Source organism: Micromonospora sp. NPDC000316 (assembly GCF_042898885.1).
Taxonomy (GTDB): Bacteria; Actinomycetota; Actinomycetes; order Mycobacteriales; family Micromonosporaceae; genus Micromonospora.
This window is the reverse complement of sequence record NZ_JBIAZG010000002.1, coordinates 666,096-681,020: the sequence shown is the minus strand read 5'-3', so window position 1 is coordinate 681,020 and position 14,925 is coordinate 666,096. Positions and strand designations below refer to the sequence as shown.

At 69.5% G+C, this 14,925-nt stretch carries 13 protein-coding genes and 1 pseudogene; 4 read left to right on the top strand and 10 right to left on the bottom strand.

The genetic code is table 11. From position 1 onward, the window contains the following. Positions 1 to 10: 10 nt before the first annotated feature. From ACFY2Q_RS07680 to ACFY2Q_RS07660, 5 genes and pseudogenes are all read right to left on the bottom strand, one after another. Positions 11 to 1,114 carry a substrate-binding domain-containing protein gene (locus ACFY2Q_RS07680; RefSeq protein WP_387128365.1) on the bottom strand — a complete coding sequence of 368 codons (1,104 nt, stop codon included), beginning with the start codon at positions 1,112 to 1,114 and terminating at the stop codon, positions 11 to 13. A gap of 54 nt (positions 1,115 to 1,168) precedes the next feature. After that, the gene (gene mmsB, locus ACFY2Q_RS07675; protein WP_387128364.1) at positions 1,169 to 2,467 is read right to left on the bottom strand and encodes a multiple monosaccharide ABC transporter permease; all 1,299 of its coding nucleotides are present in this window, start codon (positions 2,465 to 2,467) and stop codon (positions 1,169 to 1,171) included. Further along, complete coding sequence (gene mmsA / locus ACFY2Q_RS07670) at positions 2,464 to 4,011, bottom strand: multiple monosaccharide ABC transporter ATP-binding protein (protein ID WP_387128363.1); 1,548 nt, start codon at positions 4,009 to 4,011, stop codon at positions 2,464 to 2,466. Before mmsA ends, mmsB begins: the two co-directional genes overlap by 4 nt. A 345-nt stretch (positions 4,012 to 4,356) precedes the next feature. Next, positions 4,357 to 5,241, bottom strand: a complete 885-nt coding sequence (locus ACFY2Q_RS07665; RefSeq protein ID WP_387128491.1) for an alcohol dehydrogenase — start codon at positions 5,239 to 5,241, stop codon at positions 4,357 to 4,359. A 28-nt stretch (positions 5,242 to 5,269) separates the two neighbouring features. Beyond that, positions 5,270 to 5,395, bottom strand: a pseudogene (locus ACFY2Q_RS07660) (alcohol dehydrogenase catalytic domain-containing protein); the annotation flags it as partial. Between the two features lie 307 nt (positions 5,396 to 5,702). Between ACFY2Q_RS07660 and ACFY2Q_RS07655 the strand changes: the two are divergent. After that, the gene (locus ACFY2Q_RS07655; protein WP_387128362.1) at positions 5,703 to 7,151 is read left to right on the top strand and encodes an aminotransferase class V-fold PLP-dependent enzyme; all 1,449 of its coding nucleotides are present in this window, start codon (positions 5,703 to 5,705) and stop codon (positions 7,149 to 7,151) included. Positions 7,152 to 7,196: 45 nt separating this feature from the next. Here the strand turns inward: ACFY2Q_RS07655 and ACFY2Q_RS07650 are convergent, their stop codons facing one another. Next, complete coding sequence (locus ACFY2Q_RS07650; RefSeq protein WP_387128361.1) at positions 7,197 to 7,595, bottom strand: hypothetical protein; 399 nt, start codon at positions 7,593 to 7,595, stop codon at positions 7,197 to 7,199. A gap of 296 nt (positions 7,596 to 7,891) precedes the next feature. Here ACFY2Q_RS07650 and ACFY2Q_RS07645 point away from each other — a divergent pair, with 296 nt between their 5' ends. Beyond that, a complete protein-coding gene (locus tag ACFY2Q_RS07645; RefSeq protein ID WP_387128360.1) occupies positions 7,892 to 9,151 on the top strand; it encodes a family 16 glycosylhydrolase in 1,260 nt (419 codons plus the stop codon). 61 nt (positions 9,152 to 9,212) lie between these two features. Here the strand turns inward: ACFY2Q_RS07645 and ACFY2Q_RS07640 are convergent, their stop codons facing one another. Further along, positions 9,213 to 10,511 (bottom strand): DUF1479 domain-containing protein, encoded by a 1,299-nt coding sequence (locus ACFY2Q_RS07640; RefSeq protein WP_387128359.1) that lies wholly within the window; start codon positions 10,509 to 10,511, stop codon positions 9,213 to 9,215. Between the two features lie 90 nt (positions 10,512 to 10,601). Here ACFY2Q_RS07640 and ACFY2Q_RS07635 point away from each other — a divergent pair, with 90 nt between their 5' ends. Next, complete coding sequence (locus ACFY2Q_RS07635) at positions 10,602 to 11,720, top strand: ROK family transcriptional regulator (RefSeq protein WP_387128358.1); 1,119 nt, start codon at positions 10,602 to 10,604, stop codon at positions 11,718 to 11,720. Between the two features lie 98 nt (positions 11,721 to 11,818). Further along, positions 11,819 to 12,841: a DUF4331 family protein gene (locus ACFY2Q_RS07630; protein ID WP_387128357.1), complete on the top strand. Its 1,023-nt coding sequence runs from the start codon at positions 11,819 to 11,821 to the stop codon at positions 12,839 to 12,841. A gap of 94 nt (positions 12,842 to 12,935) precedes the next feature. Here ACFY2Q_RS07630 and ACFY2Q_RS07625 read toward each other — a convergent pair whose 3' ends face one another. The 3 genes from ACFY2Q_RS07625 to ACFY2Q_RS07615 all read right to left on the bottom strand — a co-directional run bounded on the left by ACFY2Q_RS07625 (position 12,936) and on the right by ACFY2Q_RS07615 (position 14,889). Continuing rightward, on the bottom strand, positions 12,936 to 13,166 hold the full coding sequence (locus ACFY2Q_RS07625; RefSeq protein ID WP_387128356.1) for a DUF2188 domain-containing protein: 231 nt from the start codon (positions 13,164 to 13,166) through the stop codon (positions 12,936 to 12,938). A 95-nt stretch (positions 13,167 to 13,261) separates the two neighbouring features. Continuing rightward, positions 13,262 to 13,906 carry a M23 family metallopeptidase gene (locus ACFY2Q_RS07620; RefSeq protein WP_387128355.1) on the bottom strand — a complete coding sequence of 215 codons (645 nt, stop codon included), beginning with the start codon at positions 13,904 to 13,906 and terminating at the stop codon, positions 13,262 to 13,264. 107 nt (positions 13,907 to 14,013) lie between these two features. Continuing rightward, the gene (locus tag ACFY2Q_RS07615; RefSeq protein ID WP_387128354.1) at positions 14,014 to 14,889 is read right to left on the bottom strand and encodes an N-acetylmuramoyl-L-alanine amidase; all 876 of its coding nucleotides are present in this window, start codon (positions 14,887 to 14,889) and stop codon (positions 14,014 to 14,016) included. Positions 14,890 to 14,925: the final 36 nt, after the last annotated feature.

The window sequence follows — 14,925 nt, the reverse complement described above, 5'->3', positions numbered from 1 at the left end:
CTGTGCGGAATTACTTGGTGAGCGGAGCGAGCTTCGGGTCGTTGGCGTACGCCTCGGCCGCGTTCGCCTTGGTGACGGCGACCGGCGGGAGCAGGAACGTCTCGACGACCTTGCTGCCGTTGTTGTAGGACGAGGTGTCGTTCACCTGCGGCTTGTCACCGGCCTGGAGAGCCTTGACCATGTTGATGGTCTCCTTGACCAGGTTCCGCGTGTCCTTGTTGATCGTCATGTACTGCTCGCCAGCCACGACCGACTTGACCGACTCGACCTCGGAGTCCTGACCGGTGACGACCGGGATCGGCTTGCCAGCACTCTTGACCGAGGTCAGGATCGCGCGGGCCAGCGTGTCGTTCGGGGAGAGGACGCCGTCCAACTCCTTGTTGCCGTAGGTCGAGGTGAGCAGCTGGTCCATGCGGGCCTGCGCACCCTCGGCCTTCCAGCCCTGGATGGCGGCCTGCTTGATGTCCTTCTGACCCGAGCTGACGACAACGTTGCCCTTGTCGATCTCCGGCTTGAGCACGTCCATCGCGCCGTTGAAGAAGACAGTGGCGTTGTTGTCGTCCGGCGAGCCGGCGAACAGCTCGATGTTGTACGGGCCGTTCGGCTTCTTGGCCTTCATGCCTTCCAGCAGGGCCTGGCCCTGGAGCTGGCCGACCTTGAAGTTGTCGAACGCCACGTAGTAGTCGAGGTCCGGCGTGTTCAGGACGAGCCGGTCGTAGGCGATGACCTTGACGCCGGCCTGGTGGGCCGCCGCGACCTGGGTCGACAGCTGCGCGGCGTCGGTCGCGCCGATGACGATGGCCTTGGCGCCCTTGGTCACCATGGCGGTGATCTGGGCCTGCTGGTCGGCGACAGTGGTCGACGCGCCGGCGTACTGCACGTCAGCCTGGAAACCGGCCTCCTTGAGACCGTTGGTGAACAGGTCACCGGCGAGGACCCAGTTCTCCGAGGTCTTGGCCGGCAGGGCGACGCCGATCAGCGAGTTCGCCGCGAAGCCCTTGGCGTCTCCGCTGGAGCCGCCGGACTCCTCGCTACGGCCGGAGCCGCAGCCAGCGAGGGCCAGCATGGCGGCGGCGCTGATGGCCACCACCGACGTGCCGAAGGATTTACGCATGGTGAGGACTTGCCTTTCTGAAAGGTGGAGACGGGTGGTGAGGGTCGGTGGCCGTCAGCCGGACACCGCTGCCTTGGCGGGCTCACGCTCCGCGTCCGGCGGTGAGGCGGGCGGTCCGGAATCCTCGCGTCGGAACGGCCGCGTCAGGCTTCCGATGATCGAGAAACGACCCTGGCTCTTGTTGTAGACGTCGATCGCGACGGCCAGCAGCAGGACCAGGCCCTTGATGATCTGGACGCGGTCGGTGCCGACGCCCATGAGTTGCAGGCCGTTGTTGAGCACGGCCATGACGAGACCACCAACGATCGACCCGCTGATGGTGCCGATACCGCCGGAGACGGCCGCGCCGCCGATGAAGACCGCGGCGATCGCGTCCAGTTCCCAGCCGTTGCCGTCCTGCGGACCGGAGGCCGCCGAACGGGCCACGAAGATCATGCCGGCCAGCGCGGCCAGGACGGACATGTTCATCATGACGAAGAAGTTGACCCGCTTGAGCTTCACACCTGACAGCTCGGCCGCCCGGGAGTTGCCGCCCACCGCGTAGATGTGCCGGCCGCCGGCCGTGTTGCGGGTGTAGAAGGAGTACGCGATCACCAGGACCAGCAGGATGATGCCGGAGATCGGGAAGCTGGTGCCGACGCGACCGCTGGCGAAGCGCAGCGCGGCGAAGGCGATGACCCCGACCATGATGGCCATCCGCAGGATCGAGACCCACATCGGCGCCGGCTCGGCGTCCATCGCCCGACGGGTCTTGCGGGCCTGGATCTCGCGCCACACCACCGCCACCGCCGCGGCCAGACCGAGCAGCAGCGTGGCGTTGTTGTAGCCCGTGTTCGGCCCGAACTCGGGCAGGAAGCCGGAGCCGATCTCCCGGAAGCCCTCCGGCACCGGGATCGTGTTCGCGTTACCGATGAACTGGTTGCCACCGCGGAAGAGCAGCATGCCCGCCAGGGTGACGATGAACGCCGGCACCCCGACGTAGGCCACCCAGAAGCCCTGCCAGGCGCCGATGAGCGCGCCGATTCCGAGGCCGAAGAGGATGGCCACGGGCCAGGGCAGTGACCAGTCGGCCATCGACTTGGCCACGAGGATGCCCGCGAAGGCGGCGACGGAGCCGACCGAGAGGTCGATGTGCCCGGCGACGATCACCATGAGCATGCCGATGGCCAGGATCAGAATGTACGAGTTCTGCTGGAACAGCGCGATCAGGTTGTCCGATCGCAGGGTCAGGCCGTCCGTGAGGATCTGGAACAGGACGACGATCGCCACCAGGGTGAAGATCATCCCGAACTGGCGAGCGTTGGAGGTGGTCCCTCCGAACAGGTTCTTCTGAAGGTCCTTCAATCGGCTCATCGTGTGGCCATCTTCTTCGTCGAGGTCATCTGCTTCATGAGGTTTTCGGGGGTGGCGTCGGCCCGGGCGATGTCGCCCGTGATGGCGCCTTCGAACACGGTGTAGATGCGGTCGCAGAGCCCGAGCAGCTCAGGCAGCTCCGAGGAGATGACGACGACGCCCTTCCCCTGGTCGGCGAGCCGCTGGATGATGCCGTAGATCTCGTACTTGGCGCCCACGTCGATGCCGCGCGTCGGCTCGTCGAGGATCAGCAGGTCCGGATCCGTGAACATCCACTTCGCCAGCACCACCTTCTGCTGGTTACCGCCGGAGAGCTTGGAGACGCTCTCGTCGACAGTCGGCGCCTTCGTCCGCAACTCCTTGCGGTACGCCTCGGCCGCCTGGTATTCCTCCACCTGGCTCAGAACCCCGCGGTGGGAGATCTTGGACAGCTTGGCGGCCACCGTCGACGACTTGATGTCGTCGAGCAGGTTGAGGCCGATCGCCTTGCGGTCCTCACTGACGTACGCGAGCCCGTTGTCGATCGCGTCCGCCACGGACTTCAGGACGATCTCCTTGCCGTCCTTGATGATCGTGCCCGACTCGTACACCCCGTACGAGCGGCCGAACACGCTCATCGCCAGCTCGGTGCGGCCCGCGCCCATCAGGCCGGCGAAGCCGACGATCTCGCCGCGGCGCACCACGAAACTCTCGTTCTTGCAGACCTGCCGGTCGGCGGAGATCGGGTGCCGCACGTTCCAGTCGCGGACCTCGAAGAAGACCTCACCGATCTTGGGAGTGTGGTCCGGGAACCGGCTGCTCAGCTCGCGACCGACCATGCCCCGCACGATCCGGTCCTCGTCGACCCCGTCGGCCTTGACGTCAAGCGTCTCGACCGTCTTGCCGTCGCGCAGGATCGTGATCTGGTCGGCGATCGCCTCGATCTCGTTCAGCTTGTGCGAGATCATGATCGAGGTGATGCCGCGCGAGCGGAAGCCACGCAGCAGGTCCAGCAGGTGCCGGGAGTCGGCCTCGTTCAGCGCGGCCGTCGGCTCGTCCAGGATGAGCAGCTTGACGTCCTTGGCGAACGCCTTGGCGATCTCCACCAGCTGCTGCTTGCCGACCCCGATGTCCTTGATCAGGGTGTCCGGGTTCTCCTGGAGGCCGACCCGGGCCATCAGGTCCAGTGCCATCCGGTTCGCGGCCTTCCAGTCGATCGCGCCCCGCTTGCGCGGTTCGTTGCCGAGGAAGATGTTCTCGGCGATCGACATGTCCGGAATGAGCGCGAGCTCCTGGTGGATGATCACGATGCCGGCGTTCTCGCTCGACCGGATGTCGGAGAACCTGCTCTCCGACCCCTGGTAGATGATCTTGCCGTCATAGGTGCCGTGCGGGTAGACCCCGCTGAGCACCTTCATCAGCGTGGACTTGCCCGCGCCGTTCTCGCCGCAGATGGCATGGATCTCGCCGGCGCGAACCACCAGGTTGACGTCGGAGAGGGCCTTGACTCCGGGGAACTCCTTGGTGATGGCACGCATCTCAAGGAGGATGGGCACGTTGCTCATCGCTCGTACCACCTCGCCAACGTCATCGTTGCCTCCGGAAGGTTGGACCTTCACTCGGTTTTGTTGTTGACGGCAACGTATTGCGGCGGACGGCCGATCTGCAAGGCGAGAGCCTGTTGAAAATGTAACAATCCGGCAATATAGACGTAGCACTGTGTTCGCCTGCCCCAGCGGTCCCCACAGCCACTCGGCCACCATGGATCCGCTGCGCGCACAGCCGTCGACCTGGCGATTTCGCCCTGATCGACCCCGGCCGCTGCCCGGGAGCTCTCACCAGGCAGGACCGCCAGCGGTACGCGCCAACGCCTCCACAACCGGGAACGTCGATGCGATAAGCCGAGCCGTTCAGCTCGGGTGCAGCACCGCCTTGATCACCCCGTCCTCCCGGCGGTCGAAGCTGCGGTACAACTCCGGAGCGTCGGCGAGGGTGCCGTGGTGGGTGACGATCATGCTGGGTCGGGCACGGCCGGCGACGACCAGGTCCCGCAGCAGCAGAGTGTAGCGGCGGTCGTGGGTACGGCCGAACCGCACCGCGACGCCCTTGCTGAACAACGTCCCCCACGGGGCGCGCAGATCCTCATGGGTGCTGGCGCCGGGGCGGGGATGCAGGTCCTTGTCCGGGTACACGCCCGCGACGGCGATCGAGCCGGCGGTGTTGACCAGCCGGGCCGCGTCGGCGATGACCTGGTCGGGGCGCTCCTGGTCGGGGTGCTCGCGGTCGCGGGCCTGGAACCCGACCGCGTCGATGACCTTGTCGATCCCGCCCAGCTTCTCCTCGCCGAGCGGCAGCCCTGCCCGGGCACGGTCCGCGCGAATCTGCTCGACCGGGTCGCCGTGCCGGAAGTCGACAGGCACCGCGCCGATCTCACCGGCCTTGTCGAGCCGGGCGTCGACGCCGTCCACGCAGTACACGACCCGCGCGCCCCGGATCAGCGCCGAGTAGGCGCTGAGCAGGCCGATGGTGCCGGCGCCGAACACGGCAACGGTGTCGCCGGGCTGCACGTCGGCGAGGGTGGCGGCGGCGTGCCAACCGGTGACGAACGCGTCGGCGAGCAGCACGAAGTCGTCCTCGTACGCGTCGCCGGGCTCCCCCGGCAGCGGCACGCAGTTCGCGTCGGCCCACGGCACGCGCAACAGGTCGGCCTGGGCACCCCGGTAGGGGCCCATCCCGGCGTAGCCGTACGCGGCCCCCGGCGCCTCGGCCCGCGCCCGCAGGCAGGCCTCGGGCACACATCACGCATGTCCCGCAGAACAGGTGCGTCGGGATGACCACGCGGGTGCCCGGCCGGACGGTCTGCACCGCGCTGCCCACCTGCTGCACGACGCCCAGCGGCTCATGGCCGAGCACCAGCCCCGGCTCCGCGCCGGTCCGCCCGTCATACATGTGCAGGTCGGTGCCGCACAGGGCGGTGGAGGTGATCCGCACGAGCGCGTCGGTCTCCGCCTCCAGCGTCGCGTCGGGCACCTCTCGCACGGCGACGGCGCGGACGTCCGCGTACACGACGGCTCTCATCCCGAATCCCCTCGCGCGGTGGCCTCCCCCGGACGCCGGTCTTCCCGCCGCCCGCGCGTTCATGCCAACCCGTGCCCGCCGCCGCCGGGGAGCGCGCAGGTCGGCGTCGCGACAGACATCGCATCGGCGAGGCGCGATATTCAGGCGGACACACCACCGACAGGATCGGGCCTTCGCCATGACGATCGAGCAGAGCACACCGACGGCCATGCCGGGGTACGCCGCCACCACACGCCTCGACGACGTGCGCGCCACCGACTACCGGCACTTGGACCAGACGGGTCAGGTCTACCTCGACTACACCGGGTCCGGGGTCGCCGCGCAGGCGCAGGTGCGCGCCCACTACGACAGGCTGCTCGCCGGGCTGCATAGCAACCCGCACTCGGAGAACCCCAGCTCGGAGGCGTCCGGCGCAACAGTGGACTCCGCCCGTCGGGCGGTGCTCGACTTCTTCCGCGCCGACCCGTCCGAGTACGCGGTCGTCTTCACCCCGAACGCCAGCGGCGCGTGCCGGCTGGTCGGCGAGGCGTACGACTTCGGTCCGACGACACCGTTCGCGCTGACGTGGGACAACCACAACTCGGTCAACGGCATCCGCGAGTACGCCCGGGCGGCGCACGCGCCGGTACGGTACGTGCCGCTGGCCGGCCCGGAGCTGCGAGTCGCCGAGTCGGACCTGGGCGGTGTGCTGACCGCCGGTCAGCATGGGCTGCCCGGGCGACGGGGCGGGCGCGGGCTCTTCGCGTACCCGGCGCAGAGCAACTTCTCCGGGGTGCAGCATCCGCTGAGCTGGGTGGAGTTGGCCCACCGGCACGGCTACGACGTGCTGCTCGACGCCGCCGCGTTCGCGCCGACGAACCGGCTGGATCTGAGCGTCGTACGGCCCGAGTTCGTCTGCCTGAGCTGGTACAAGCTGTTCGGCTACCCGACGGGCGTCGGCGCGCTGCTGGCCCGCCGGGACGCGCTGGCCCGGCTGCGCCGGCCGTGGTTCTCCGGTGGCACGATCCGCGCGGTGAGCGTGCAGGGCGACTGGCACCAGCCGATGGACGACGAGTCGGCGTTCGAGGACGGCACGCCCAACTTCCTGAGCATCCCCGACGTGGAGTTCGGGGTGCACTGGCTCGACTCGATAGGTGTGGACCTCGCGCACACCCGGGTCGGGCTGCTCACCGAGTGGCTGCTGGCCCGGTTGACCACGCTGCGGCACCGCACCGGCGAGCCGCTGGCGCAGGTGTACGGGCCGGTGACAGGCGAGGGCCGGGGCGGCACCGTGACATTCAACGTCCGTCACCCGGACGGAACACTCGTCGACGAGCGGCTCGTCTCGCGAGAGGCCAGGGCCGCCGGCTTCCTGTTGCGTACGGGCTGTTTCTGCAATCCGGGCGCGGCGGAGGTGGCATTCGGGATCGACAGGGACTCGCTGCGTGGCCACCTGCTTGCCCGTGTCGACACGATCGACAAGTACCTCGACGCGCTGCGGTTGCCGACCGGCGGCGCGGTCCGCGTCTCGTTCGGTCTGATGTCGAACGCGAGCGACGCGCAGCACTTCCTCGCGTTCGTCGAGTCGACCTATCTGGACCGTGCCGCCACGGGCGGAGCGCCGTTGCCACCCCGGCTGCGCTGTTGACGCGCACCGCAGCCGGGCGGCAGGGCCCTCGGGTGCCGGGTCTGGCTAGCCGACCTGGGCGGCCGGTGCGGTGCGGCGCTTCATCTCCTCCATGAACGCGAACCGGGCGGTGAGCTCGGCGAGCGTCGACCCGGCGCGCCAGGCCGCGGCCATCTGGGCCACCTGGAGCAGATCCATGGCGTCGCCCCGGGCCTGGACCTCACCATCAATCCGAAGATCGACCATGAAGTATCGGGCCTGAGCGCCGAGCCCGACGCAGACGACGCCCTGCTCGGAGTGCAGCTCGGCGCAGGTGAACCGGGCACGGCCCTCCTCGGGGGCGGTCACCCGGCCGAGGTCGAGGTGGTGCCGGGCGGCGGTCTCGATGAGCGCGGGGGCCAGGCCACCCCGCTCGACCAGGTCCGGGTAGAGGCGCACACCCAGCGCCGTCGACGCGTCGCTCATGACTGACTCCCACTTCCTTGTGACAGAGACCAGCAGCTCGCACGTTACGGGGAGGTTTCGAGCGAGCCTCCGTCATCCTGTCCCCCATGGACGGCTGACGGCAATAGGAAGAGTCGATTCGCCCCCTATCGGAGTTAGGCGCGTTTCGGGCTCGTAACCATCGGTGTTCACCACATCCTCGAATTGGAAACACTCTTGACAGAAAGAAGGCACATCGACATCCTTCGGTATAGAGAGCGCTCTCCGGACTCTCCGGCGCGAAGCCTCCGCCACCCCCTCCCGCTGAGGAGCCTCCCGTGTTCACAGCCCGCCCCACCGCCCGCCTGCGACCCCTCGTCCTCGCGGCGGTCGCGCTCATCGCCACCGCCGCCGCCCTCGTCCTTCCCGGACACAACGACCAAGCCGAGGCCGCCATCGGCCCGATCACGTGGCAGGACGAGTTCAACGCCTCGGCCGGCACGCCCGTCGACCAGAACAAGTGGCGCTTCGACATCGGCGGCGGCGGTTGGGGCAACAACGAGCGGCAGTACTACACGAACAGCACGAGCAACGCCGTCCACGATGGCCAGGGCAACCTGGTCATCACCGCCCGCCGGGACAACCCCGCCAACTACCAGTGCCACTACGGGCGCTGCGAGTACACGTCGGCGCGGCTGCTGAGCGCGGCCACCTTCACCCAGACGTACGGCCGGTTCGAGGCCCGCATCAAGATTCCGCGCGGCCAGGGCATCTGGCCCGCGTTCTGGATGCTCGGCACCGGCGGCGGGTGGCCCGACGCCGGCGAGATCGACATCATGGAGAACATCGGCCGGGAGCCCAACACCGTCTACGGCACCGTGCACGGCCCGGGTTACTCCGGCGGCGGCGGCATCACCGGCAGCCGCACGATCGGCGGCCCGCTCGCCGACGGCTTCCACACCTACCGGGTGGACTGGGAGCCGAACGTGATCACCTGGTACCTGGACGGCGTGCAGTACCACCGGGTCGACCCTGCCCGCCTCGGCGGCAACCGCTGGGTGTTCGACCACCCGTTCTTCATGATCCTCAACGTGGCTGTCGGCGGTAACTGGCCCGGCTACCCGGACGGCTCCACGCAGTTCCCACAGCAGATGCTCGTCGACTACGTCCGGGTGTCCAGCTACACCTCCGACGGCGGCGGCAACCCGGCTCCCGGCACCACCCGGCTCCGCGGGGCGCAGAGCGGCCGCTGCATCGACATCCCCAGCGCCAACCCGGTCGACGGCGCCAAGCTACAGATCTGGGACTGCAACACCACAGCCGCGCAGGCCTGGACCTTCGCCTCGGACGGGACCGTCCGCGCGATGGGCAAGTGCATGGACCCCGCCTGGGCCGGCACCGCCAACGGCACCGAGGTCAACCTGGTGACCTGCAACGGCAATCCCGCCCAACGCTTCACCCTCAACGGCGCCGGCGACCTGGTCAACATCAGCGCCAACCGCTGCGTGGACGTCCGGGAGGCCAACCCCAACAACGGCGGCAAGCTGCACCTGTGGGACTGCCTCGGTGCGTCCAACCAGAAGTGGTCCCGCTTCTGAGGACCCACCACAGGCGTGCGGGCCGCCCGACCACACGGTCGGGTGGCCCGCACACCGTTGATCAGTCGAGCCCCAGGCCACGCCGCCCGGTGGAGTTGAGGTCGTCGGCCCGGAAGCGGTCGGGCCAGTCGCGCTCGTAGTCCTCGGCCGGAAAGTCGGTGGGGCTCGACCCGGTCCGGAAGGCCTCGCGGACGGCCGCCGAGTACCGCTCGTTGCGCGGGCACCACGGTGCCGCGGGGATGTACATGACGTTGCCCCACCCCTGCTGGTCCCGCACCGGCGCCACGCTGTGGATCATGTCGCAGTGCCACCAGACGGAGTCGCCCGCCCGGACGTCGGGAATGCCGCTGAGGGCCTCCACCAACAGCGGGTGCCACCGCTCGCTGACCGGGAAGACCTGGTTGACCGTGACGCCGCACATGTCGTCCGCGGGCACGTCGGCAAGCAGCGGCCGCAGCATCAGATAGGCCATCGCCTCCGGGATCGGGACGGTGTGCAGCACACCCTGGTCGTGGTCCATGTCGGACAGGGCGGTCCAGCCCTGGAAGGTCCGGAAGGCCGAGCACATGGTGCTGCCGGGGTACTGCGGGCCGGCGGTCCGGTGGGCGGCGTCCCACGGGTCGTACCGCTCGACAGTCCCGTCGAAGAGGTGCCGGAACGCCCTCTGGTACGCCTCGGTCATCCACAGGTCCAGGGTGCCGGGGTCGAGGTGGGTGCCCAGCCCGTTGGAGTCGGCGCCCGGCGGCCGGCGGCGGATCCGGTCCGGGTAGAGCGAGTCACGGTCGGGGTCGAACCAGCGCACGCCGTCGGACTCGTGCTTCCACTGACTGTTGAGGAACGCCTGCACGCGGGCCATCCGGTCGCTCTGCCGAGCCTGCATCTGGGCGGCCGACCAGTAGATCGGGTAGATCTCGGGTTTCGACCCCACGCTGCCGAAGAAGTCGTCGCCGGGGCCCCGGTACGCCTCGAAGAACCGGTTGGAGTCCACGTAGTCGACGATGTCGCGGTCCCAGTCCAGGGCCTGCTGGCGGTCGAAGTGCCCGCGTACGACGAGGCACCCGCGCTGACGGAGCTTCGCGACCGCCTCGGCCGACACGGTGCCGGCGGCGATGTCCGCGTACTCGATGACCGGCCAGATCTCCTCGCCGCGGTCCCGCGCGGCGGTGATCTCGTCGACCCGCGCCCGGACGCGCCGCTCGACGACCGCGAACACCTCCTCGACCGTCCGGCCGGAGGCCTCGATCCGGGTCCGTAGCGCCGCCTTGATCTCACGGATGGCGGACGGGAGGTCGTCCGGCGTCGACTCCCAGTGCGGCAGCGACGGGAGCGGGGCGACGGCCAGGTCGGGCGTGGCGTTCATGGCGCGACTCCTTCTAGTAAGGGCTCCTTCTTGGAAAAGACACTAGGCGCGTGCACACTTCTAGGCAAGACTCCTGCCTAGAATCGCGACGTGACCACCGTCAAGCCCTCACTGGAGCTGCTCCGCTCGCTCACCGACGAGCACGTGCTGCGCGAGTTGATGCGGGAGCGGCGGCTGACCCGCGCCGACCTGGCGGCCCGCAGCGGCCTGTCCAAGCCCACTGTTGGTGAGAGCGTGCGCCGACTGACCGAGGCCGGGCTCGTGGTCGACACCGGGGAGCGGACCCCCGGCGGGCGGGGCATGGGCCGCGTCGGCTCGTACTACGCCCTCGCCGGCACCGCCGGCACCGCCCTGTCCGTCAGCATCGCTCCCGACGGGGTGGTGGTCGAACGGGTCGACGCCCATGGCGACGTCGTCGGACGGACCCGGCACGACATCAGCCGGCCGGCCCACGCCGAACGGGTGGCCGCCGCGCTGCGCTCGGCGGTGGCGGAGGTCCGGGAGGGCGGCGCGGGAACCATCCGGCTGGCGGTCGTCAGCGCCGCCGACCCGGTGCACCGCGGCACCGGCCGACTGGTCCGGCTACCCGACGCACCGTTCCTTGTCGGCGATCTCGACCCGGTCGCGGTGCTGACGCCACACGTCGCCGGCCCGGTCATCGTCGACAACGACGTCAACTGGGCGGCGCAGGCCGAACGCGACCTCGACCCGGCCGGCCTGCGCGACTTCGCCTACGTCTTCCTCGGCGAGGGGCTGGGGTGCGCGGTCGTCAGCGACGGCGCGGTACGCCGGGGCCACACCGGCGTCGCCGGCGAGATCGCGCACCTACTGACCACCGGCCCACACGGCCAGGCAACCCGGTTTATCGACGTGTTCGGCGACCTGGACCTCCGCCACGCCGGCACGACAGCCATCGACGTCGAGCGGGTCCGCCACCTCCCGGCGGCCGGCAGCGCCGCGTTGGGGCATGCCGTCAGCGGGGTGCTCGCCGCCATCGTCGCGCTCAGCGATCCCCGGCTGGTGCTGATCGGCGGCTCCTGGGGCAACCATCCGGTGATCCTCGACGCCATCACCGCTGCCTTCGACCGGATGCCCCGGCACGTCGAGGTACGTCCGGCGCGGCTCACGGACGAGCCGTCGCTGACCGGCGCACGCGCGGAAGCCGTCGACCGCCTCCGCGCGGCGGTCATCGCGCAGCGGACACCCTGAACGCCAGCGAGGACGGCTTTGGCCGATGCCGGGAGTGCGCGCCGAATCGCGGCTAATGTTCGGATCATCCCGATTCGGCGTCGCCAGGAGAGAGCCAGATGTCGCACCACCTCGACACCCCCCTCGCAGCCCAGGGCGGTCAGCTCTACATCGACGACCTGTACGTCTTCAACGGCGACCGCGCCACGGTCTTCGTCATGGACGTCAACAGCTCGGTGACGAAGGCCGACATCAAACGGGGCTTCCACGCCGAGGCGCGCTACGAGTTCAAGATTCACTTCAACGGCGCGGAGACCGAGGAGTTGGCCTACCGGTTCGCCTTCGGTGAGCTGGACGGCGACAGCAGGCAGACCCTCCAGGTGTACGAACTCACCGGCTCCGATGCCCGCGACGACAGCGCGATGGGCACTCCCGTCGTCCAGGGCCGCACCGGCGAGGTGTGCGGCGGAGGCAACTTCCGGGTCTGGGCCGGGCGGATCACCGACCCGTTCTACATCGACCTCGGTCAGCTCGCGACGGTCAACGCCGCGTTCAAGAACCGCGCCAAGGTGGACCGGTCGGCGTGGCGGGCCGACCAGGCCACCAACAGCTTCGCCGGCACCACTGTCGAGTCGATAGTCATCGAGGTGTCCCAGGACGAGCCGCTGCTGCGCGACGGCACCGAGATCGGCGTCTGGTGCCGCACGCTGCTGGCCACCGACGCGGGCGGCTGGCGCCAGATCAACCGCGCCGGCCACCCGATGATGTGGCCGATCTTCTGGCCCACCGACACCGACTTCTCCGACCCGGCCAACGCGCGGCATCCCGGTCAGGATCTCCCGGAGGACGGCGAGGAGATCGCGTCGGCGGTGGCCGGAGTCGTGGCGGCGAACGGCACCGCTGCGGATCCGCAGTCGTACGGGTGGAGCGTGGCACGGCAGCTCTACCCCGACCTGCTGTCCTACAAGGTCGGGACGGCGGCCAACTACGGCTTCGCCGCCCGCAACGGTCGTACCATGGCCGACAACGCGCCCGAGGTGATGTTCTCCCTGGTGCTGAACACCGCCATGACCTCCGGCCTCACCTCGGACGTCACAAGGGGCGCGCGGTCCGACACGTTCCCGTACGTGGTGCCGGCCTGATCGGGCCCACCCGCACACGACGAGTGACTCCCGAACGCGGACCGACCTCCTGCGGCAGGGCCGAGGAGGTCGGTCGCGGGGAGGCGGGACGCGGTCAGCCCGGGATCTCCCGCGGGTCGCGGCTGCGCGGGTAGGTGTTCTTCTCCCCGATCGTGCCGTCCTGCTTCTTGATCACGTGCTCGACGCCACGGTCGGCCGCCATCTCGCGACCCTGCGCCTGCGCGTCGGCCTTGTCCTCGTGCGTGCTGCTGGCGCGCTCGTTGCCCTCCGGGCGGTTCTTCCACTGCCCGTCCTCGTGGTACGTGTCGACGTCACCCTTGGTCACGGTCGGCTCCTCCCTGAGTCTGAACTGTTCGTCAGAGACAGTGCCCCGAGCCACACCTGGCAAACGTCAGCGGCAGTCCTCGGCGGACGGTCGCGTCACGCGGGCGGGCAGTTGTTGCTCACCCGCTTGAGGATCTGCTCGCGCTCGTCGGTGGTGATGCCCGACGGCTCCCCGTCGAAGTGGGTCTCGACCTTCTCCCAGCCGCGACGCTGCTCGTAGTGCAGGTGCGGGGCACCGGAGTTGCCGGTGCTGCCGAGCCGGCCGATCTGCTCGCCCTGGGCGACCTTCTGGCCCTCCTTCACCATCGGCGGTTCGAGCAGGTGCAGATACTGCGTCTCCCACTTGCCGCCGTGGTCGATCTTCACCCAGTACCCGCCGCCCCGACCGCGCGGGCCCTCCGGGTTGTCCGGGTTACGCCCGCCCACCGACCCGTTGACACCCGCCACGGTGACGGTGCCGGCGTACGACGCGAGCACCGGCCGCCCCCACGTCTCACCCTCGGTCGGAAACAGGTCGACGTCGTAGTCGTCGTGGCCGGGGTAGGTGCTGAGCTGCCACGTCTCACCGCAGGCGACAGGCATCTGGAAGAGCGGGCGGGGGCCGGCCGGGCGCAGCATCGGCACGGCGACCACTGCCACACCGACGACGACGGCCAGCGCGACGAGCGCGACGAGGAGGCCGATGATCCGGCTCCGGGGGCGGCGGTGGGAGCGGGCTCGGGTGGGGCGGCCGGTCGTCACCGGCCCGAGCATGACAGACGCCGCCAACGCCCGTGGTCCGGGTGCCGGGAACCCCCGGGCCAGCTCACCGCTCCGGAAGGGCGGTGAGCTGGCGTCGGGCCGGGCCGTCAGCAGCGCGGCACGTTCGGGATGTATCCGTCGTACCCGGTCAGCAGGTACGCGTCGGAGACGTACCGGTTGGTGCCGATCCGGTTCCAGACGGATGTCGTGCCGTACGGGCCGGTGACCGTGCTGCCGAGGGCCTGGCAGTAGACGGCGACTGTGGCGCCGTCGGCGACCGAACCGACGACCGGATAACTGGCGCCGGGGCCGGAGCGCACGTTGAGGGTGCTCGCGCTGGTGCTCACCGTGCCGGAGCCGATGCCGGTGATCCCGTTGACCAACTGCATGTAGTAGGTCCAGTTCCAGTTCGGGCCCGGGTCGGTGTGTGTCGCGCCGGGCACTTCGTTGTGCCCGATGATGGACGCCCGGTTCTTCGGGATGCCGTACCTGTTGGCGAGGTTGCGGGTGAGCGCTGCGGACGCCCGGTACATCGCGTCGGTGAGCCACGCGGCGTTGTCGACGTACCCCTCGTGCTCGATGCCTATCGTCTGGGTGTTGTAGGTCCAGTTGCCGGCGTGCCAGGCGATGTCCTTCTCCCGCACCGACTGGGTGACGGCCCCGTCGGAGGACCTGAAGGTGTAGTGCGCGCTGGCCTGCGCCGCCGGGTTCTGGAACCAGCCGACGGTGCCGGAGTAGGAGCCCTGCGCCGTGTGGATGACGATGCGGGTCACCTGGTGGCTGCCCGGGCGGCTGGCCGCTGTGTAGTTGCTCGTGCTGGCCGGCGCCCACGCGGCCGGCCCGTAGTCGGTGCTGAGGGTGCCGATCCCGGTGGGGTCGGCGGCGGCCGGTGACGCGACCGAGACGACTCCGGCCAGGGCCGTGGTCAGGGCTGTGGTCAGGGCGAGCAGGAGGCGACGTCGGTAGGAGGGTCGAACGGGCATGGGCACTCCTCGCGGTGTCTGAGGTTGGCGGCCGGC